The 18,939-nt window shown below is 61.3% G+C and carries 20 protein-coding genes; 13 read left to right on the forward strand and 7 right to left on the reverse strand.

The window, feature by feature from the left end; translation table 11 throughout:
* The first annotated feature begins 73 nt into the window (after window positions 1–73).
* The 12 genes from pilM to trpS all read left to right on the forward strand — a co-directional run bounded on the left by pilM (window position 74) and on the right by trpS (window position 10,101).
* Window positions 74–907 carry a pilus assembly protein PilM gene (gene pilM / locus ACJ8KE_RS22255; RefSeq protein ID WP_442517373.1) on the forward strand — a complete coding sequence of 278 codons (834 nt, stop codon included), beginning with the start codon at window positions 74–76 and terminating at the stop codon, window positions 905–907.
* Window positions 907–1,446 carry a PilN domain-containing protein gene (locus tag ACJ8KE_RS22260; protein WP_234213251.1) on the forward strand — a complete coding sequence of 180 codons (540 nt, stop codon included), beginning with the start codon at window positions 907–909 and terminating at the stop codon, window positions 1,444–1,446. The genes pilM and ACJ8KE_RS22260 overlap by 1 nt, the downstream gene beginning before the upstream one ends.
* Window positions 1,439–1,933, forward strand: coding sequence for a hypothetical protein (locus tag ACJ8KE_RS22265; RefSeq protein ID WP_049300723.1), 495 nt, complete (start codon window positions 1,439–1,441; stop codon window positions 1,931–1,933). Before ACJ8KE_RS22260 ends, ACJ8KE_RS22265 begins: the two co-directional genes overlap by 8 nt.
* Window positions 1,926–2,285, forward strand: coding sequence for a HofP DNA utilization family protein (locus ACJ8KE_RS22270; RefSeq protein WP_028127614.1), 360 nt, complete (start codon window positions 1,926–1,928; stop codon window positions 2,283–2,285). The genes ACJ8KE_RS22265 and ACJ8KE_RS22270 overlap by 8 nt, the downstream gene beginning before the upstream one ends.
* Window positions 2,282–3,526, forward strand: coding sequence for a DNA uptake porin HofQ (hofQ, locus tag ACJ8KE_RS22275; RefSeq protein WP_049300722.1), 1,245 nt, complete (start codon window positions 2,282–2,284; stop codon window positions 3,524–3,526). Before ACJ8KE_RS22270 ends, hofQ begins: the two co-directional genes overlap by 4 nt.
* A gap of 349 nt (window positions 3,527–3,875) precedes the next feature.
* Window positions 3,876–4,397: a shikimate kinase AroK gene (gene aroK, locus ACJ8KE_RS22280; protein ID WP_004391482.1), complete on the forward strand. Its 522-nt coding sequence runs from the start codon at window positions 3,876–3,878 to the stop codon at window positions 4,395–4,397.
* A gap of 106 nt (window positions 4,398–4,503) precedes the next feature.
* Window positions 4,504–5,604, forward strand: coding sequence for a 3-dehydroquinate synthase (aroB, locus tag ACJ8KE_RS22285; protein ID WP_016930366.1), 1,101 nt, complete (start codon window positions 4,504–4,506; stop codon window positions 5,602–5,604).
* A 156-nt stretch (window positions 5,605–5,760) separates the two neighbouring features.
* Window positions 5,761–6,774: an SPOR domain-containing protein gene (locus ACJ8KE_RS22290; protein WP_442517374.1), complete on the forward strand. Its 1,014-nt coding sequence runs from the start codon at window positions 5,761–5,763 to the stop codon at window positions 6,772–6,774.
* Window positions 6,775–6,858: 84 nt separating this feature from the next.
* On the forward strand, window positions 6,859–7,671 hold the full coding sequence (dam, locus tag ACJ8KE_RS22295; protein WP_004930319.1) for an adenine-specific DNA-methyltransferase: 813 nt from the start codon (window positions 6,859–6,861) through the stop codon (window positions 7,669–7,671).
* A 51-nt stretch (window positions 7,672–7,722) separates the two neighbouring features.
* Window positions 7,723–8,400: a ribulose-phosphate 3-epimerase gene (rpe, locus tag ACJ8KE_RS22300; RefSeq protein WP_004930320.1), complete on the forward strand. Its 678-nt coding sequence runs from the start codon at window positions 7,723–7,725 to the stop codon at window positions 8,398–8,400.
* On the forward strand, window positions 8,393–9,091 hold the full coding sequence (locus ACJ8KE_RS22305) for a phosphoglycolate phosphatase (RefSeq protein WP_033639220.1): 699 nt from the start codon (window positions 8,393–8,395) through the stop codon (window positions 9,089–9,091). The genes rpe and ACJ8KE_RS22305 overlap by 8 nt, the downstream gene beginning before the upstream one ends.
* A gap of 2 nt (window positions 9,092–9,093) precedes the next feature.
* Window positions 9,094–10,101, forward strand: a complete 1,008-nt coding sequence (gene trpS / locus ACJ8KE_RS22310; RefSeq protein WP_004930324.1) for a tryptophan--tRNA ligase — start codon at window positions 9,094–9,096, stop codon at window positions 10,099–10,101.
* Window positions 10,102–10,151: 50 nt separating this feature from the next.
* Here the strand turns inward: trpS and cysG are convergent, their stop codons facing one another.
* Genes cysG through nirB form a run of 4 tightly spaced genes read right to left on the reverse strand, consistent with a single transcriptional unit; the run spans window position 10,152 to window position 15,296 of the window.
* Window positions 10,152–11,555, reverse strand: coding sequence for a siroheme synthase CysG (gene cysG, locus ACJ8KE_RS22315; protein ID WP_079450510.1), 1,404 nt, complete (start codon window positions 11,553–11,555; stop codon window positions 10,152–10,154).
* A 51-nt stretch (window positions 11,556–11,606) separates the two neighbouring features.
* Entirely contained in the window at window positions 11,607–12,407 is an 801-nt protein-coding gene (gene nirC, locus ACJ8KE_RS22320; protein WP_016930362.1) for a nitrite transporter NirC, read from the reverse strand.
* 16 nt (window positions 12,408–12,423) lie between these two features.
* Window positions 12,424–12,750, reverse strand: a complete 327-nt coding sequence (nirD, locus tag ACJ8KE_RS22325; RefSeq protein WP_016930361.1) for a nitrite reductase small subunit NirD — start codon at window positions 12,748–12,750, stop codon at window positions 12,424–12,426.
* The gene (gene nirB / locus ACJ8KE_RS22330) at window positions 12,747–15,296 is read right to left on the reverse strand and encodes a nitrite reductase large subunit NirB (RefSeq protein WP_117287518.1); all 2,550 of its coding nucleotides are present in this window, start codon (window positions 15,294–15,296) and stop codon (window positions 12,747–12,749) included. Before nirB ends, nirD begins: the two co-directional genes overlap by 4 nt.
* A 303-nt stretch (window positions 15,297–15,599) precedes the next feature.
* On the opposite strand from nirB, the gene ACJ8KE_RS22335 reads away from it, so the two are divergent.
* Entirely contained in the window at window positions 15,600–16,868 is a 1,269-nt protein-coding gene (locus tag ACJ8KE_RS22335; RefSeq protein ID WP_370531002.1) for a cytosine deaminase, read from the forward strand.
* Here the strand turns inward: ACJ8KE_RS22335 and ACJ8KE_RS22340 are convergent.
* The 3 genes from ACJ8KE_RS22340 to tsgA all read right to left on the reverse strand — a co-directional run bounded on the left by ACJ8KE_RS22340 (window position 16,865) and on the right by tsgA (window position 18,752).
* The gene (locus tag ACJ8KE_RS22340; RefSeq protein ID WP_049300714.1) at window positions 16,865–17,215 is read right to left on the reverse strand and encodes a type II toxin-antitoxin system ChpB family toxin; all 351 of its coding nucleotides are present in this window, start codon (window positions 17,213–17,215) and stop codon (window positions 16,865–16,867) included. The genes ACJ8KE_RS22335 and ACJ8KE_RS22340 overlap by 4 nt on opposite strands.
* Window positions 17,209–17,457: an AbrB/MazE/SpoVT family DNA-binding domain-containing protein gene (locus ACJ8KE_RS22345; protein ID WP_049300713.1), complete on the reverse strand. Its 249-nt coding sequence runs from the start codon at window positions 17,455–17,457 to the stop codon at window positions 17,209–17,211. The genes ACJ8KE_RS22340 and ACJ8KE_RS22345 overlap by 7 nt, the downstream gene beginning before the upstream one ends.
* Window positions 17,458–17,567: 110 nt before the next feature.
* The gene (gene tsgA, locus ACJ8KE_RS22350; protein WP_004930336.1) at window positions 17,568–18,752 is read right to left on the reverse strand and encodes an MFS transporter TsgA; all 1,185 of its coding nucleotides are present in this window, start codon (window positions 18,750–18,752) and stop codon (window positions 17,568–17,570) included.
* Window positions 18,753–18,939 lie beyond the last annotated feature (187 nt).

The following is an 18,939-nucleotide window of genomic DNA, read 5'->3' on the forward strand; positions in this document are numbered from 1 at the left end:
GCGGTAGTATAAAGGCAAGCCTGCGACATGGATATGTTCTTTTATCATCTGATGTTATGGAGGCTTGCGAAACATGTTCCCTCAAGCATGGCAGGTGGGGCTGGATATACAAATCGACTGCGTGCGGGCGGTGGCGGCCCAACGCCGCCGCAACGGCTGGCAGTTGCGCCACTGGTGGCAGCAGGCGCTGCCGCAGGCGGTTTTACGCGATGGCTGTCTGGAACCTTCCGAATTCCTGATCCGGGCGCTGCGGCAATGGCGTGTCCAACTGCCGCGACATATTTCCTTACGCATTGCCCTGCCGGCGCAGCGCGTGTTGCAGCAACGCATGGCGCAGCCGGACGTGCGGCTGCGCGAGCCGGAACGCAGCGACTATATCGGCGGTCACGGTGTGAAGCAGTTTCCGCTCGATGGCCAGACGCTGGCGCTCGACTATCGCACCGCGCCGGCGGATGAGGCGGCGCTGTTGCTGACCGCCGCGCGGCGGCAGGAGCTGCAGCAGTGGCTGCATTGTCTGCGTCAGGCTGGCCTGCATCCGCAAGCGGTCGATATCACCCCCTGCGCGCTGCGGATGATGGCGACGGCGGCAGGCGTGCCGCCCGCTGCGGGGCTGATGCACCGTCTCGAACGAGAATGGCTGTGGGTGGCGCCGGCCGACGGCGCGTTCGCTTTTGGTCTGGCGCCGGGCGACGATGACGCGCAGGCGTTGCGGGCGCTGCAAGCTCAGATGCCGGCGGGCGACGATCGGCCGGTCTATGCCGGCAGCGTGCTGGCGGAAGCCTTGCCCGCCGGTTGCCTTGCCTGGTCGCCGCTCAGCGCCTTCACGCAGCTGCGTCCGCCGTTGCCTGCGCATCCTTCGGCGTTCGCGTTGGCCGGTGGCCTGGCGCTGCGCGAGGAGGATCGCTGATGTATCAGGTCAACTTTCTGCCCTGGCGACAACGCCGCGATCGGCGACGCGGCTATTTCTGGTTGGGCGTGCTGATGTTGCAGGTAACGGCACTGCTGCTGGCGCTGTTCCTGGTCGCCGGCCAATTGCGTCACCAACAGGCGCAGCGGCAGGCGCGGCTGGCGATGCTGGGTGAAGAGCTGGCGGCACTGACGTTGCTCGCCCGTCAGCAACAGCAAGAGCGGGCGCAGCGGGCGCTGCACCGCGCCCGCGCCGAACGGCAGGCGAGCAATGCCCAGCATAACCGGCTTTATTTTCAGCTGCTGCAGCAATTGTCCTCCAGCATTCCTCCACCGCTGTGGCTCACGGCGCTGGAGAGCGATGCGGTGAACGGCCTACGGCTGCGTGGATTGAGCCGTTCTCCTGCGGCCATCACGCAGTTCGAACGGCGGCTGGCGGGGATGCCTGCGTTGCCGCGGTTGCGTTTGGCTGAGGTGGCGCAACGCGACGACGGCCTGTACACCTTTCATCTGGCGGCGCAGTGGGGGCGTGATGGATAACCGTTTGTCATCCGGGCTGCGCCTCTGGCTGAGCTTGCCGGGCTGGCTATTGCTGCTGTCGCAAGGGTTGGGTATCGGCACGTTGGCGCTGTTGGGCGGTGGCTGGATGCTGCAAGACGAATGGCGTCAGCGGGAAAGCGCGGGGGAGCGGCAACAGCGCCTGTTGCAACAGATCGCCATGGTGCAACGCCAACTGGACGAGGTGCCGGAAACCGCTATCCCGGCGGCGCCGCTTCCTCCGTCCACCAACGGCGATCTGGCGAGCGTGCTGCAACGGGCGGGAGGCGCCTTGTTGCGCTGGCAGCGGCAGGAAAAACCGCCGCGGCAAACGCTGAGCTTGCGCATTGACTACGCCGGTTTGCTGGCGCTGCTGGAGGCGCTGCCCGCCGATTTACGCCTCGAGCAACTGAGCGTGGAGACGCCGTCCCTTGGCATGACGGCGCGGTTGGTTTTGCAGGATGCCGCCGAGGATCAGCCCAATGAGTAAAAGACCCGGCCGTTGGTGGTGGCTGCTGTGGCCATGGGCATTATGCGCTGAGCCGCGCGACCCGTTTGCGCCGCTTCCGATGCCTGCTTGTGCCCAAACGGAGGCGTCGCCGGCGAGCTGGCGACTGAAAGGCGTCATCGGGCAACCGACGCTGCGCTATGGCTGGGTGGTGACGCCGGCGGGACAATGGTTGCGCCTGCGGCCGCAGCAACGGGTGCTGGCCGAGCGCTGGCAGGTGACTCAGGTGCAGGCGCGTAGCTTGACGTTAACGGCGCTGACGGCCGAACCGGATTGCCCGGCGAGCCAGGGCGACGTCTCGCTCATGATGGACAACAAGGATGGCAAACCATGAAAGGATGTGCTGGATTGGGCGTGGCGCTGTGGTGCCTGACGCTCGGCACCGCGCAGGCGCAGGATAAGCAGCGGGTTTCCCTGGAATTTCAGGATGCGCCGGTCACGGTCATCCTGCAGGCGTTGGCGGATTATCGGCAGATGAACCTGATCGCCGCGCCCGGCGTGAGCGGCAACCTGACGCTGCGGCTGGAGAATGTGCCCTGGCCTCAGGCGCTGGCGTTGACCCTGCGCATGGGCAAACTGGCGATGACGCGGGAAGGCAACGTGATACTGATCTCGCCGGAGCCGGACGCGCAGGAAAAAAGGCAGCAACGAGAGGCGTTGGCGCAGCGGCAACCGCTGCACAGCCTGACCCTGACGTTACAGAACGGCGATGCGGCGGAAATTGCCGAAAGCCTCAACGCCCAACGCGGCGCGTTGCTGAGCGAGCGTGGCAGCGTGTTGGCGGATAAACGCACCAATACGTTGCTGCTGCGCGACACCGCGCCAATCCTGACGCAGTTGAAAAAGCGGATAACGGAAATGGACGCGCCGCTGGCGCAGGTGCAACTGGCGGCGCATATCGTGACCATCAACCGCGAAAGCCTGCGTGAGCTTGGCGTGCGTTGGGGGTTGGCGGCCGACGACAGGCCGGCGCGGCCGTTGCGGCCGGGCAATGTCGGTGTCAATCTGCCGCTGGAACGCGGCGCCGTGAACGCCGGTTTTCATCTGGCGCGCATCAGCGGGCGTTTGTTGAGCCTCGAGCTGACGGCGCTGGAGCAGGAGAATCAGGTGGAGATCATCGCCAGTCCGCGCCTGCTGACGGCGCACCTGCAAACCGCCAGCATCAAACAGGGGACGGAGATCCCTTATGAAGTGTCGAGCGGCGCCAGCGGTGCGACCGCCATCGAGTTCAAAGAGGCGGTGCTGGGCATGGAGGTGACGCCGAAAGTGTTGCCGGACGGGCGCATCACGCTGACGCTGCACATCAGCCAAAATATGCCGGGGCGCGCCATCAGCCGCGGGGCGGGTGAGGCATTGACCATCGATAAACAAGAGATTAAGACGCAGATCACGGTGAAAAGCGGCGAAACCCTGGTGCTCGGCGGTATTTTTCAACGGCATAGCGGCAAGACGGCGGACAAGGTGCCGGGATTGGGGGATGCGCCACTGCTGGGGGGCTTGTTCCGGCAAAGCGGCGCACAACAGAAAAAACGCGAACTGGTGATCTTCATTACGCCGACTCTGATTAAGGGATAAGCGGCTGCCTGTCGGCTGGGCGGCAAATCTCCTAAAGTTGATGAGCAGATACACTTTTTTATCCCCTTGGGGGGATCTGCGTTTGACGCTGCGGCCGATTTAGCTTACAAGGGTTACCGAATTGAGCACCGAGGTTTTTTGTTAGCGTCAAGACGCCGTTAAAAACATATGGTTTCCCTCCCGCGGCGTGGATTGCGATTTATTCGGTTGCCAAACTACCAAGAGTGTTGAGATAATTTTTCGTCTGATCTCGCACTATCGCTCATGAGGTTTCAGTTTAGGTCCCGCCGCTGATTTGATTGGCGGGGCGGGTTAACATTAACGAATTGTCTTAGTAATACCGAAAAACATGGCAGAGAAACGCAATATCTTTCTGGTTGGGCCTATGGGTGCCGGCAAAAGCACTATTGGCCGTCAGTTAGCTCAGCAACTCAATATGGAGTTCTTCGACTCCGATCAAGAAATTGAGCGACGTACCGGAGCTGACGTGGGCTGGGTATTCGACGTGGAAGGGGAAGAAGGTTTCCGCGATCGTGAAGAAAAAGTCATTAATGAACTGACGGAAAAACAAGGGATTGTGTTGGCGACCGGCGGCGGTTCGGTGAAGTCGCGCGAAACGCGCAACCGTCTGTCCGCGCGCGGCGTGGTGGTCTATCTGGAAACCACGATCGAGAAGCAGCTTGCTCGTACCCAGCGTGATAAAAAACGCCCGCTGCTGCAGGTCGATTCTCCGCCGCGTGAAGTGCTGGAAGCCTTGGCGAAAGAACGCAATCCGTTGTATGAAGAGATTGCCGATGTCACCATCCGCACCGACGATCAGAGCGCTAAAGTGGTTGCCAACCAGATCATCAACATGCTGGAAAGCAACTGATTGCCGCTTTCCGCGTTCGCCGTCGGCCAATGCGGAGAACTGATTTGTGTTCCCCGCAGTTGCGGGGATCAACCACCGCCGCACCATACAGAGAACTGAGCGCGACATGGAGAGAATTACTGTAACGCTTGGGGAGCGCAGCTACCCGATTACCATCGCCGCCGGATTGTTCAACGATCCGGCTTCTTTTATGCCGTTGAAGGCGGGTGAGCAAGCGATGTTGGTCACCAACCAGACCCTGGCGCCGCTTTATCTGGAGCGTGTCCGGCAGGTGCTGGAGCAGGGCGGCGTCGTGGTGGATCAGGTGATCCTTCCTGATGGTGAGCAGTACAAATCTCTGGCAGTGTTGGAGCAGGTGTTTTCGGCGCTGCTGGAAAAACCGCACGGGCGCGATACTACGCTGATCGCCCTCGGCGGCGGCGTTGTGGGCGATCTGACCGGCTTTGCCGCCGCGTGCTACCAACGCGGCGTGCGCTTCATTCAGGTTCCCACCACGCTGTTGTCGCAGGTGGACTCTTCCGTGGGCGGCAAGACCGCCGTCAACCACCCGCTCGGCAAAAACATGATCGGCGCTTTCTATCAACCCGCTTCGGTGGTGGTTGATCTGGATTGCCTGAAAACGTTGCCGACGCGTGAACTCTCTTCCGGCCTGGCAGAAGTCATCAAATACGGGATCATCCTCGATCGCGAGTTCTTCGTCTGGTTGGAAAACAACATCGATGCGCTGATGGCGCTGGATATGCAGGCGTTGGCCTACTGTATCCGCCGCTGCTGCGAGCTCAAGGCCGAGGTTGTGGCCGCCGACGAACGCGAAAGCGGCCTGCGAGCCTTGCTGAATCTTGGCCATACTTACGGCCATGCCATCGAAGCCGAAATGGGCTACGGCGTATGGCTGCACGGCGAAGCGGTGGCTGCGGGCATGGTGATGGCGGCGGAAACCGCGCACCGTCTCGGCCAGTTCTCCGTTGAAGACATCGAGCGCATCAAAACGCTGCTGCTGCGCGCCGGCTTGCCGGTCTGCGGGCCGCAGGAAATGACGCCGGAATCCTATCTGCCGCACATGCTGCGCGACAAGAAAGTGCTGGCGGGTGAACTGCGTCTGGTGCTGCCGACCGCGATCGGTGCGGCGGAAGTGCGCGGCGGCGTAGGGCATGAGCTGGTGTTGGCGTCGATCGCCGCCTGCCTGCCTGAGCGGGCGAGTAATTAAATCGGACTAAGTAACAGTGGCTTAGCCGCCATTTGCATCTATATTAATACAGTGAGCAGAGCACGACGGGTGTCGCTTTGCCATCATCGGGTTAATCTGCCCGTGCCACGGTAGGTCTACGGTGGCGGGCTTTTGCCTCTAGTTGGAGGGTTTCAGATGGACGAGTTTAAACCGGAAGACGATCTCAGACCTGATAGCAGCGATCGTCGCCCTACGCGCTCGCGCAAGCCGGCCGCCGCGCCGCGCTTCGCCGTTTCGCGCCAACATTTGATGATTGGCATCGGCATTTTGGTGCTGCTGCTGCTGATTATCGGCATCGGTTCAGCCCTGAAGGCGCCGACCAAACATGAAGCGGCTCAGGAGAACGGCGCGCAAAACGGCGGAGCCCGCGATATCAACCTGTCCAGTTCTTCGTCGCTGACCACCGCCAACAACGGCGTGCCGGGCGGCACGACGGATACCCACGATAACAACGGCGTGAGCGCGACTCAGCCGCAGCAACCGCAGAACGTCAGCGTTCCGCCGATCTCCGGCACGCCGACCGAAGCGCAAACGCAGCCTCAGCAGGGCGGTGCGCAGCAGCGCGTCGATTTGCCGGGCAACATGGCGGATGCGCTGTCGCAGCAGCAGGGGCAGGTGGATGCGGCGACCCAAGGCATGACAGGCGCAGCGTCGACGTTGCCGACCGCACCGGCGACGGTGATGAGCGGTGCCGCAGCGCGCGAAGCGACGCGTCCTGTGCAGGGAACCGCGCCGCAACAGCATAAAACGCCGGCGAAAACCGCCGCCGCCAAACCGACCGCAACGCAGCATAAATCACCGACCACGGTGTATACGCCGCCGGCCAAGCCGTCTTCCACCGCGAAAGCGGGAGCGGTCGCCAGCAGCGGCAGCTCTCTGCAGTCTGCGCCGGGCAGCCACTATACCTTGCAACTGAGCAGCGCTTCGCGTTCCGATACGCTGAACGCCTACGCCAAACAGCAGAAACTGCAGAATTACCTGGTGTACGCCACCAAGCGTGACGGCAAGCCGTGGTACGTGCTGGTGAGTGGCAACTATGCTTCTTCCGCAGAAGCGAAGCGCGCCATTGCTTCGTTGCCGGCGGATGTGCAGGCGAAAAAACCGTGGGTCCGACCTGTACACCAAGTGCAGCAAGATCTTAAAAAATAAATCATTTAAATTTGTGCGCTGATGTGCTGTCTGAAACAGAGTACAATCCGCCGCTCTGAATTGTATAAGTAGCTAATTGACGGCATGAAGAAAAACCGCGCTTTTTTAAAATGGGCTGGTGGAAAATACCCGCTGGTAGATGAGATTCGTCGCCATCTGCCGGCGGGAGACTGCTTAATCGAGCCCTTCGTGGGTGCGGGATCCGTCTTTCTGAATACGGATTACGACGCCTACATTCTCGCCGACATCAATAGCGATCTTATCAACCTGTATAACATCGTTAAGCTGCGCACGGATGACTTTGTGCGTGATGCCCGCACGCTTTTCGCCGATGAATTCAATAACTCGGATCAGTTTTACCTGCTGAGAGAAGAGTTTAATACTAGCACCGAGCCTTACCGCCGGGCGCTGCTGTTCCTGTACCTGAACCGTCACTGCTATAACGGCCTGTGCCGCTATAACCTGCGCGGCGAGTTCAACGTGCCGTTCGGCCGGTACAAGAAACCGTACTTCCCGGAAGAAGAGCTCTACTGGTTTGCCGAAAAATCGCGCAATGCCACTTTTGTCTGCGAGCATTACCGCGATACCATGGCGAAGGCCGTGGCCGGTGCCGTGGTGTATTGCGATCCGCCTTACGCGCCGCTGTCGGCGACGGCGAATTTCACCGCTTACCACACCAACAGCTTCAGCATCGCCGATCAGCAGAGCCTGGCGCATCTGGCGCACCAGCTCTCGGTAGAGAGCCAGGTACCGGTATTGATCTCCAATCACGATACCGAGCTGACGCGCGACTGGTACCAGCATGCTGCGCTGTATGTGGTGAAAGCGCGCCGCACAATCAGCCGCAACATTCTCGGCCGCAGTAAAGTGAACGAGCTTTTGGCGCTGTATCGCTAAGCCGGGGGCACCCCGGCGCATAACAACTCGACCCTACGTTTGGAGAAGCGGATGAAAAAGTTTTTGATTGCCCCGTCCATTCTGTCGGCAGATTTTGCCCGGTTAGGTGAAGATACCGCTAACGTGCTGGCCGCAGGCGGCGACGTGGTGCACTTCGACGTCATGGACAACCACTATGTGCCCAATCTGACCATCGGTCCAATGGTGTGCGAAGCGCTGCGCAACTACGGCATTACCGCGCCGATTGACGTGCATCTGATGGTCAAGCCGGTAGATCGCATCGTGCCAGATTTCGCCAAGGCCGGCGCGTCTTATATCTCTTTCCACCCCGAAGCTTCCGAACATGTCGATCGCACCATTCAGCTGATCAAAGAGCACGGTTGTAAGGCCGGTCTGGTGTTTAACCCGGCGACGCCGCTGAGCTACCTCGATTACGTGATGGATAAAATTGACGTGATCCTGCTGATGTCGGTCAACCCGGGCTTCGGCGGCCAGTCGTTCATCCACGGCACCCTGGACAAGCTGCGCCAGGTGCGCAAACTGATCGACGACAGCGGTCGCGATATCCGCCTGGAGGTCGACGGCGGGGTGAAGGTGGATAACATCGCCGAAATCGCCGCCGCAGGCGCCGATATGTTCGTCGCCGGTTCCGCCATCTTTGGCCAGCCGGACTACCGCAAGGTGATTGACGAAATGCGCAGCGAGCTGGCGAAGGTTACCCATGGCTGATTTCGGCGCGATCCGCGCATTGGCCTTCGATCTGGACGGCACGCTGGTCGACAGCGCGCCGGGTCTGGCGGCCGCCATCGATATGGCGCTGGAAGAGACGGGCCTGCCGCAAGCGGGTGAGGCACGGGTCGGCACCTGGATCGGCAACGGCGCCGACGTGCTGGTGCAGCGCGCGCTGCGTTGGGCGGAGGCGGAAGGCACGCCGGCGCAGTGCAGCCGGCTGCGTGAACGCTTCGACCATTTCTACGCGCAGACCGTCGACAGCGGCAGTCGTCTGTTCCCACAGGTGCAAGAGACGCTGGCCCGCCTGGCCGCGCACGGTTACCCGATGGCGCTGGTGACCAACAAGCCGACGCCGTTCGTGGCGCCGCTGTTGGCATCGTTGGGCATTGGCGACTATTTCTCGCTGGTGATCGGCGGCGACGACGTGACGGAAAAGAAACCGCACCCGGCGCCGTTGTACCTGGTGCTCGGCAAGCTTGGGCTGCGCGCGCATGAGCTGCTGTTCGTCGGCGATTCACGCAACGATATTCAAGCCGCGCAGGGCGCCGGTTGTCCGAGCGTCGGCTTTACCTACGGTTATAACTACGGCGAATCGATCGCCCTGAGCCACCCCGATCGGGTGTTGGAGCGCTTCGCCGATTTGTTGCCCGCTCTTGGGCTGTCATCTTTAGAGAATCAGGAAATTTAAACATGAGTAAGCCCATCGTATTTAGCGGCGCGCAGCCGTCCGGCGAACTGACCATCGGCAACTACATGGGTGCGCTGCGTCAGTGGGTGCAGATGCAGGACGACTACGACTGCATCTACTGCATCGTCGATCTGCATGCCATCACCGTGCGCCAGGACGCCGAGAAGCTGCGCAAGGCCACGCTGGATACGCTGGCGCTGTATCTGGCCTGCGGCATCGATCCGGAAAAAAGCACCATCTTCGTGCAGTCGCACGTGCCTGAGCATACGCAGCTGAGTTGGGTGCTGAACTGTTACACCTATTTCGGCGAACTGAGCCGCATGACGCAGTTCAAGGACAAATCCGCACGCTACGCCGAGAACATCAACGCCGGGCTGTTCAGCTATCCGGTGCTGATGGCGGCGGATATCCTGTTGTATCAAACCAACCAGGTGCCGGTGGGCGAAGACCAGAAACAGCACCTGGAGCTAAGCCGCGACGTGGGTCAGCGTTTCAACGCGCTGTACGGCGACGTGTTCAAAGTGCCGGAGCCGTTTATTCCTAAATCCGGCGCGCGCGTGATGTCGCTGCAGGAGCCGACCAAGAAGATGTCCAAGTCGGACGACAACCGCAACAACGTGATCGGCCTGCTGGAAGATCCGAAAGCGGTGACCAAGAAGATCAAACGCGCAATGACCGACTCGGAAGAGCCGCCTGTCGTGCGTTACGACGTGGTCAACAAGGCGGGCGTTTCCAACCTGCTGGATATCCTCGCCGGCGTGACCGGCAAGAGCATCGCGCAGTTGGAAGCCGAGTTCGAAGGCCAGATGTACGGCCACCTGAAAGGCGCGGTGGCGGAAGCCGTCTCCGGCATGCTGGCTGAGCTGCAGGAGCGCTACCACCGCTTCCGCAACGACGAAGCCTATCTGCAGCAGGTGATGCGCGACGGCGCCGCCAAGGCGCGCGCGCGCGCGCAGGAAACCCTGGCGAAGGTCTATCAGGCCGTCGGTTTCGTACCGCCGCAGGCGTAACGCCGGCGCAAATAAAAAAGCGGCCTTAGGCCGCTTTTTTTACGTCGGTATCACGCCATTTGCGCCAGGCTGGCGGGCGATTCCTCGCTGGCGAACCAATTGAGCTTGCTGCGCAGACTGACCACGCTGCCGACGATGATCAGGCTGGGGCTGGCGGCCTGCAGGGACAAGGCGCCCAGTTGGTGGAGTTCGCCTTCGATCACCCGCTGGCGGCAAGAAGTGCCGTTTTCCACCAGCGCCACCGGCGTGGCGGTCGGCAGTCCGTTCGCGATCAGCCGGCGCTGGATTTCCGTCGCTTGCGACAGCCCCATATAGAACACCAGCGTCTGTTGCCCGGCGGCCAGCGTCGCCCAGTCCAATCCACCGTCGGCCTTGGCGTGGCCGGTCACCAGGCGGACGCTCTGCGCATGGTCGCGGTGGGTGAGCGGGATGCCGCTGTAGGCGGAACAGCCGGAGGCGGCGGTAATGCCAGGCACCACAGAGAACGGCACGTTGGCGTCCGCCAGCGTCTCCAGCTCTTCGCCGCCGCGGCCGAAGATAAAGGGATCGCCGCCCTTCAGGCGTACCACGCGTTTGCCTTGCAGCGCCTGCTGCAGCAGGATTTGGTTGATCTGTTCCTGCGGCACGCAGTGGTGCCCGGCGCGTTTGCCGACGAAGATGCGCTCGGCGTCGCGGCGCACCAGCGTCATGATCTCTTCGGAGACCAGCCGGTCGTAAACCACCACGTCGGCCTGCTGGATCTGTTGCAGCCCTTTCAGCGTCAGCAAACCGGCATCGCCTGGCCCGGCGCCCACCAGCACCACTTCACCGCGATCTTCCCGTTGTTCGCTGAACAACAGCTCGAGCTGGCGTTCGGCCAGCGCGGCGTCGCCGTTGGCCAGCGATTGCGCCAGCCGATCGTGGGCGAACAACCTTTCCCAGAAGCGACGGCGTGCGCCGAGGCCGCTGAAGCGTTGTTTTACCCGCTGCCGCAGCGAGCCGCCCAGTTGAGCCAGCTTGCCGAGGTGCTGCGGCAGCATCGCTTCCAGCTTCTCGCGCAGCAGCCGCGCCAGCACCGGTGCTTTGCCGCCGGAGGACACCGCCACCATGATCGGCGAACGATCGATAATCGACGGCATGATAAAGCTGGCGCGTTTCGGATCGTCGACCACGTTGCAGAACACCCGTTGCTGGTTGGCGCACTGGTATACCCGCGCGTTGACCTCCAGCCGGTCAGTGGCGGCGATCACCAGCCATTTTTCCGCCAGCAGGGCCGGGCTGAATTCGCCTGCTGCCAGGGTCAACCGGCCTTCTTCCGCCCACAGGCGGAACTGCGGGGTGAAGTCCAGGGCGTTGACGGTCAGCGCCGCGCCGGCGTCCAGCAGCAGGCGCGCCTTGCGTTCGGCGATCTCGCCGCCGCCGACCAGCAGACAGGCTTTATGTTGCAGTTGGCAGAAAATCGGCAGGTAGTCCATCGGCACTCCTCGGGGTCATCAGGGTGGGGGGCGAAATGGGCCCCCGAAAACTCAGGCGGTCTGACGTGCGGCGGCTTTCGCCGCCAGCGGGCGTTCGGCGCGCGGCGTGGCATACCAATACCCCAGGCCCATCAGCACCGAGCCGGACAGGATGTTGCCCAGCGTCACCCACAGCAGGTTGTGGCCAATGCCGGCGAGGGTGTAGGCCTCGCTGTGGTTGCCGAACCAGGAGAGGGCGAACAGCGTCATGTTGGCGACGGAGTGTTCGTAACCCGAGGCGATAAAGGCCAGCAGGCACCACCAAATGGCGATGAACTTGGCGGCGCCTTCAACGCGGATCGCCATCCAAATCGCCAGACAAACCAGCCAGTTGCACAATACGCCCTTGAAGAACAGCACCTCGGCCGGCGCGGTGGTTTTCGCCAGCGCGGCGCTGTGCACCAGACTGGTATCCACCGGCAGCAGGCTGCCGCCGCCGTAGTAATACATCAGCGCCACCAGCACCGAGCCGAGCAGGTTGCCGAGCCAGGTTTGCGGCAGCACCGCCCACATCTGGCTTTGGCGGATGGTGCCGGCCTTGACGCCGAGCGTCAGGAACATCGTATGGCCGGTGAACAGCTCGGAACCGGCGATGATCACCAGCGTCAGCGCGATGCCGAAGGTGGCGCCCATCACCAGCGGCCGCACGCTTGGGTCGACCAGGTTGCCGAGGGTGAAGATCAGGATGATGCCGAGGCCGACGTAGGCGCCCGCCATCGCCGAGCTGATCCAGAAGCCGAGCGGGCTCTCCTTCGCCAGGCGGACGATGCGCGCCGCGTTGACGGCGCATTTGTTGATCGTATCGGTAAACATGTTGCCTCCCGAAAGGTTATGCCGCGACTTGCACGATGCCGTCGACCACCCGGCTGGTGAAGCTGGCAACGGAACGGTTGTCATCTTCCAGACAGTGGCCGTCGTACAGGCGGAAATGCTGTTTCTTCAGCGGGCTGGCGACCCACAGTTCGCCCTGATGTTCGGCGATGAGGCCACGCGACAGCACGCTGGCCTGGGCGAACGGGTCGATATTGCTGATGGCGAACACCTGTTCGTCGGCATAGGGGCGGAACACCGCCACCTGCCGATCGCCGATCAGGGCGCACACGCCGGTGCCGGGCAGAATGTCGGCGACGGGACAAACGGTAATCCACTGGCTCATGCGTGGCTCTCCTCGGTATCGATCAGGGTGACGGGAATGCGCTCGTCAGGGCGGGCCGGGCGGTGCTGGTCGCGTTCGGCCACCACCTGCACGTTCGGATCGCGCAGCGGGCTGTTGATGAAGTGGGCGAAGCGCAGCTGCGTTTCCGGGTGCTCGACGGTCTCTTTCCACTCGCAGACCACCGCGTCGCGCAGGCGGGCGATCTCGGCTTCCAACTGCGCGTTGATGCCGAGCTTGTCGTCGACGATCACCTTGCGCAGGTAATCGATGCCGCCTTCCAGGCTTTCCAGCCACACCGAGGTGCGCTGCAGCTTATCGGCGGTGCGGATATAGAACATCATGAAGCGGTCGAGGTAGCGCACCAGGGTTTCGCGATCGAGGTCGGCGGCCAGCAGGTCGGCGTGGCGCGGTTTCATGCCGCCGTTGCCGCAGACATACAGGTTCCAGCCGTTCTCGGTGGCGATGATGCCGACGTCCTTGCCCTGCGCTTCGGCGCATTCACGGGTGCAGCCCGAGACGCCGAATTTCATTTTGTGCGGGGTGCGGATGCCTTTGTAGCGATGTTCCAGCGTGACGCCGAAACCGACGCTGTCGCCGACGCCATACCGGCACCAGGTGCTGCCGACGCAGGTTTTCGCCATGCGCAGCGCCTTGGCGTAAGCATGGCCGGTTTCAAAGCCGGCGGCGAGCAGCTTGCGCCAGATGGCCGGCAGGTCGTCTTTTTGCGCGCCGAACATGCCGATGCGTTGCGAACCGGTCATTTTGGTGTAGAGGTTGTACTCCTTGGCGATTTGGCCGATGGCCAGCAGGCCGTCCGGGGTGATTTCGCCGCCGGCGGAGCGCGGGATCACCGAGTAGGTGCCATCTTTCTGGATATTGCCGAGGAAGTTGTCGTTGGTATCCTGCAGCGGCGTATGCTGCGGCTTGAGGATGTACTCGTTCCAGCACGAGGCCAGCAGCGAGCCGACGGTCGGCTTACAGACTTCGCAGCCGTAGCCTTTGCCGTATTTGGCCAGCAGCGCCTCGAACGACTTGATGCCTTCGACGCGGATCAGGTGGAACAGCTCCTGGCGCGAATAGGCGAAGTGTTCGCACAGGTGATGGTTGACCTCGATGCCTTGCTTGCTCAGCTCTGCGTTCAACACCTGGGTAAGCAGCGGGATGCAGCCGCCGCAACCGGTGCCGGCCTTGGTTTCGGCCTTCAGCGCCGCCACGGTGTGGCAGCCTTTGTTGACCGCCTGGATGATGTCGCCTTTGCTGACGTCGAAGCAGGAGCAGATCTGCGCGCTTTCCGGCAGCGAATCCACGCCGATGGCCGGTTTGCTGCCCGCATGAGCCGGCAGGATCAGGCCGTCCGGGTTCTCCGGCAGCGCGATGCCGTTCAGCGCCAGCTGCAGCAGGTTGCCGTAGTCGCTGGTGTCGCCCACCAACACCGCGCCGAGCAGGGTTTTGTTGTCGGCGCTGACCACGATGCGTTTGTAGACTTCTTTGCTTTCATCCAGATAAACGTAGCTGCGGGCGCCCTCGGTGCGGCCGTGGGCATCGCCGATGCCGCCGACGTCCACGCCCAGCAGTTTCAGTTTGGCGCTCATGTCGGCGCCCTGGAAGCCGTTTTCGCGGCCCAGCAGGCGATCGGCGGCCACCTGCGCCATTTTGTATCCCGGTGCCACCAGGCCGAAGGTGCGATCGCGCCAGGCGGCGCACTCACCGATGGCGTACACGTCCGGATCCGACGTCTGGCAGCTGTCGTTGATGGCGATGCCGCCGCGGCGGCCGATCTCCAGCCCGCACTGGCGCGCCAGCTTGTCCTGGGCGCGGATGCCGGTGGAGAACACGATGAAATCCACTTCCAGCAGGCTGCCGTCGGCGAAATGCAGGGTTTTGCGCGCCGTGCCGCCACCGTTGACGATCTCCTGGGTATTTTTGCCGGTGTGCACCTTGACGCCCATGCGCTCGATCTTGCGGCGCAGCTGGTCACCGCCCATCGGGTCGAGCTGTTCGGCCATCAGCACCGGAGCGAACTCGATCACATGCGTTTCCACCCCCAGGCTTTTCAGCGCGCCGGCGGCTTCCAGCCCCAACAGCCCGCCACCGACTACCGCGCCGCGTTTGCTGCGGCGCGCACAGGCTTCGATGGCGTTCAGGTCTTCGATGGTGCGGTAAACGAAGCAGTCCTGGCTATCCGAGCCTTTAATCGGCGGGATCCACGGATAGGAGCCGGTGGCCATGATCAGCTTGTCGTAATAGACGGTGCGGCCGGTGTTGGAGTGGATGACCTTTTCGTCGCGATTGATGGTGATAGCGCGTTCGCCGATCAGCACCTTCACGCCGTGTTTTTCGTAAAAGCCTTCGCGCACCAGCGACAGCTCTTCGGCGGTGTGGTGAGAGAAGTAGGAAGAGAGGTGCACGCGATCGTAAGCGATGCGCGGCTCTTCGCAAAATACGGTGATCTCGAATTGGTCTTTGTCTGCTTTATCCAACAGATCTTCGATGAACCGGTGGCCGACCATGCCATTGCCAATGACGGCAAGTTTGACTCTGCTCATTATTGCCTCAAAATTCTGGTTTCCTAGGGTTACCTTATCCCTCCCGATGAGCAATTTATTGATGCAAATCAATCACACTTCCATATACCTCCAATGTGGTATATGAATGATTTTTCACGTTTTTTGATAAGTTGCGGATTTTATTCATCTTTAGCTGAAGCGAGTCAGTTTGCATGTAAATTACCCCGCAGGGAGTAAACGCAGGGGGTAGGCACGACACGGCGACTTTGTCAGTGCGATCCGCTGCCAGTATGATGAAGAAAACCAGCGCAACGGCAGAGGTGAAGGGTGGCGAAACGTCCATTGAAGTTTATCGACAACCTGCGTTTAAGCGGGCATGAAGGATTGTGGCAACTGGCGATCGAGCAGGGGCGCATCGCGCATCTGGTGCCGCAGCCGGAAGGACAGGAGTGGCGCAGCGACGTGTTGGATGCGCAGGGCGGGCTGGCGCTGCCGGCGTTCGTCGAACCGCATATCCACCTGGATACCACGCAAACCGCCGGTCAGCCGGCCTGGAACCAGTCCGGCACACTGTTCGAGGGCATTGAGCGCTGGGCCGAACGCAAAGCGCTGTTGACCCATGAAGACGTCAAACAGCGCGCCTGGCAAACGCTCAAGTGGCAGATCGCCAACGGCGTGCAGTATGTGCGCACTCACGTCGACGTTTCCGATCCTACGCTGACCGCGCTGCGCGCCATGCTGGAGGTGAAGCAGGAGGTGGCGCCCTGGGTGACGCTGCAGATCGTCGCCTTTCCGCAGGAGGGGATCCTTTCCTATCCCAACGGCGAAACGCTGCTTGAAGAGGCGCTGCGGCTGGGGGCCGACGTGGTGGGCGCCATTCCGCACTTCGAATTCACCCGCGAATACGGCGTGGAGTCGCTGCATAAGGCGTTCGCGCTGGCGCAAAAATACGATCGGCTGGTGGACGTGCACTGCGACGAGATAGACGACGAACAATCGCGTTTCGTCGAAACCGTGGCGGCGCTGGCGCTGAAGCTGGAGATGGGAGCGAAAGTCACCGCCAGCCACACCACGGCGATGCACTCTTACAACGGTGCTTACGCCTCGCGGCTGTTCCGCCTGCTGAAAATGTCCGGCATCAACTTCGTCGCCAATCCGCTGGTGAACATTCACCTGCAGGGCCGTTTCGACAGTTACCCGAAACGGCGCGGCGTGACCCGAGTGAAGGAGATGTTGGAGGCGGAGATCAACGTCTGCTTCGGCCACGACGACGTGTTCGATCCCTGGTATCCGCTCGGCACCGCCAACATGCTGCAGGTGCTGCACATGGGGCTGCACGTGTGCCAGCTGATGGGCTATGGCCAAATCGACGACGGACTGAAGCTGATCACCCACCACAGCGCGCGCACCCTTAACCTGAGCGACTACGGCCTGGCGGCCGGCAACAGCGCCAACCTGGTGATCCTGCCGGCGGAAAGCGGTTTCGACGCGGTGCGCCGCCAGACGCCGGTGCGTTATTCGATTCGCCAGGGCGCGGTGATCGCCGAAACGCGGCCGGCGGAAACCACGCTGCATTTGCAGCAGGATGAGACGGTGGATTTTCGGCGCTAGTCGATGATTGCCTGAAGCCGCGCCAGCGCGTCGGCGATGACTTCGCCAGGGGCACGTTCAATGAATTGCGCGCTGCGCCCGGCCAGATCCATCATGCGAACCTGGTTGATCAAGATGACGCCCTGCGTTGCGGTGCCGCTCCCGCTCAGGCTGACGGTGAAACCCGCTGTACGGGCAAAATTAGCCCCTTGCGAAATAGGGGCGACCAGCACCATGCCCAACGCATTAAACTCGCGGGGAGAGAGCACCAGTGCCGGACGAAAGTCGCCTTGCTGCTCACGGCCAACCACGGGATTCAGGCTGACCCGGATAAGATCTCCGCGCTGAAAAACGGGGCGCTTCACCATACTTCTTTCCCCGCCGGCGGCATGTGTTCCCAGTTGTCGTCTGCGGCGGCCGGCGCTTCACCGTCGCAGCCATCGAGCAATTGCTGCAGTGAATAGCGTTTCTTAACCGGTTTAATGACCAACGCTCCATCGATGACCTGCATGTCCATTTCCTGACCTACCTGTAGTTCCAGCTCGTTCATTAGCGCTGAGGGCACCAGCATTCCCGCGCTGTTGCCCCATTTTTTGATAAAGACTTTCATGAGCAATCCCTCTCCATTGTTCATGTATAAACAATGTATAATTAAGTGTGAAAAATGTACATAAAAAAGGGCGCCTTGCGGGCGCCCTTGATGTATTTGATGCGAAGACGTTAGTGCGTCACGTGACCGTGGCTGCGGTGCTTGGTCACGAAGCCCAGCAGCAGACACATCACGAACACCGCCAGGTACAGGCCGTTGGCGGTAGTCAGCGCCGCGTGCGCGCCGCCTTTCGCCACGATCGGGCCGGTGACCACGAAGGTCAGCATGGTGCCGATGGTGCCGCAGGTCAGGATAAAGTTGACCAGCTTCGGCGAGGAGACCTTGGTCTGCAGCGAGCCGAGGGTGATCAGCGTGGTGTAGATGGCGCTGGAAACGAAGCCCAGGGCCATGATGTAGTAGCCCAGGTGTTCCGGATTGTCGGTGCTGACGAACAGGTACATCGCGCCGGTAGCCAGCGCGGCCAGTACGGTGACGATGCGCTGCAGATCGAAGAAGCGCAGGATGAAGCTGAACACCCACATGCCGACCATGTAAGAGGTCCAGAAGTCGCTCACCAGCTTACCGGCCTGGCCGATGTCCATGTTGAACGACTTGGTCGCGTACTCAGGCACCCACTGAATGAAGCCCAGCTGGCCGAGGATGTAGCACAGCGCGGCGATCGACAGGAACAGCACGCCGATGCCCCATTTTTCTTTCTCGACCGGTTGACCGGCATCGGCGCCTTTCTTGCCCAGCACCGGGAATTCGGAGCACAGGGTCAGCACGAAGATCGCCACGTACAGCAGGCCGATGCAGGCGTAAACCCAGTACCAGCCGATATGGCGGGCCAGCAGCATCGCGGCGACGATCGGGAAGATCATCCCGGCCATGCTGAAGAAGGAATCGGTGAACAACAGGCGCGAACCGCGCTGGCGGCCGGCATACATGTGGGTGATCAGGAAGGTGCCGATCGACATGGTGATGCCGCTCACCACGCCGAGGATAAACATGCACAGCGAGAACATGGTCAGGCTCTTGCCGAGCATTAGCCCTGCGACCGCCAGCACCATCAGGACAAAGCCGAAGATCAACTGACGCTTCAGCGGGATGATTTCCATCAGCCAGGCATTAAGGAAGATCGAAATCAAAATACCGGCGTTGAGGAAAGTAAAGGTGTTACTCATGCTGGAAACCGGCAGATTAAAGTACTCTGCAATGTTTCCCATCACCATCCCTGTGACGATCACTAAAGCACCGGTCAGCGCGTACGAAAAGAAGCTGATCCAGGTAAGCCGTATGCGGTTACTGTCATTCATTGTATAGGCCTGAATATGTCTGTTAGAGGTTTTAACGCTGGCATAAGGCCGCTGGCTTTTCCTGGCAAACGCAGAAAAAAGTCCCGATCAGGCCACCAGGGGGCGGATCCTAGCACAGACAACGGGATTTTTTGTGATGGCTGTCGATTTTTTGATGCAACCCATGAAGGGATGATACGCATTATTG

This window comes from Serratia sp. CY56464 (genome assembly GCF_052168435.1).
Taxonomy (GTDB): domain Bacteria; phylum Pseudomonadota; class Gammaproteobacteria; order Enterobacterales; family Enterobacteriaceae; genus Serratia; species Serratia marcescens.

Excerpts from the sequence above, each read along its gene's own strand:
- nirC (WP_016930362.1), bottom strand. The coding sequence starts at position 12,407 with ATGTTTACCGATACGATCAACAAATGCGCCGTCAACGCGGCGCGCATC.
- pilM (WP_442517373.1), top strand. The coding sequence starts at position 74 with ATGTTCCCTCAAGCATGGCAGGTGGGGCTGGATATACAAATCGACTGC.
- ACJ8KE_RS22340 (WP_049300714.1), bottom strand. The coding sequence starts at position 17,215 with ATGGTGAAGCGCCCCGTTTTTCAGCGCGGAGATCTTATCCGGGTCAGC.
- ACJ8KE_RS22260 (WP_234213251.1), top strand. The coding sequence starts at position 907 with ATGTATCAGGTCAACTTTCTGCCCTGGCGACAACGCCGCGATCGGCGA.
- ACJ8KE_RS22265 (WP_049300723.1), top strand. The coding sequence starts at position 1,439 with ATGGATAACCGTTTGTCATCCGGGCTGCGCCTCTGGCTGAGCTTGCCG.
- rpe (WP_004930320.1), top strand. The coding sequence starts at position 7,723 with ATGAAAAAGTTTTTGATTGCCCCGTCCATTCTGTCGGCAGATTTTGCC.
- hofQ (WP_049300722.1), top strand. The coding sequence starts at position 2,282 with ATGAAAGGATGTGCTGGATTGGGCGTGGCGCTGTGGTGCCTGACGCTC.
- trpS (WP_004930324.1), top strand. The coding sequence starts at position 9,094 with ATGAGTAAGCCCATCGTATTTAGCGGCGCGCAGCCGTCCGGCGAACTG.
- tsgA (WP_004930336.1), bottom strand. The coding sequence starts at position 18,752 with ATGAATGACAGTAACCGCATACGGCTTACCTGGATCAGCTTCTTTTCG.
- ACJ8KE_RS22290 (WP_442517374.1), top strand. The coding sequence starts at position 5,761 with ATGGACGAGTTTAAACCGGAAGACGATCTCAGACCTGATAGCAGCGAT.
- aroK (WP_004391482.1), top strand. The coding sequence starts at position 3,876 with ATGGCAGAGAAACGCAATATCTTTCTGGTTGGGCCTATGGGTGCCGGC.
- ACJ8KE_RS22305 (WP_033639220.1), top strand. The coding sequence starts at position 8,393 with ATGGCTGATTTCGGCGCGATCCGCGCATTGGCCTTCGATCTGGACGGC.
- nirB (WP_117287518.1), bottom strand. The coding sequence starts at position 15,296 with ATGAGCAGAGTCAAACTTGCCGTCATTGGCAATGGCATGGTCGGCCAC.
- aroB (WP_016930366.1), top strand. The coding sequence starts at position 4,504 with ATGGAGAGAATTACTGTAACGCTTGGGGAGCGCAGCTACCCGATTACC.
- dam (WP_004930319.1), top strand. The coding sequence starts at position 6,859 with ATGAAGAAAAACCGCGCTTTTTTAAAATGGGCTGGTGGAAAATACCCG.
- ACJ8KE_RS22345 (WP_049300713.1), bottom strand. The coding sequence starts at position 17,457 with ATGAAAGTCTTTATCAAAAAATGGGGCAACAGCGCGGGAATGCTGGTG.
- cysG (WP_079450510.1), bottom strand. The coding sequence starts at position 11,555 with ATGGACTACCTGCCGATTTTCTGCCAACTGCAACATAAAGCCTGTCTG.
- ACJ8KE_RS22270 (WP_028127614.1), top strand. The coding sequence starts at position 1,926 with ATGAGTAAAAGACCCGGCCGTTGGTGGTGGCTGCTGTGGCCATGGGCA.
- nirD (WP_016930361.1), bottom strand. The coding sequence starts at position 12,750 with ATGAGCCAGTGGATTACCGTTTGTCCCGTCGCCGACATTCTGCCCGGC.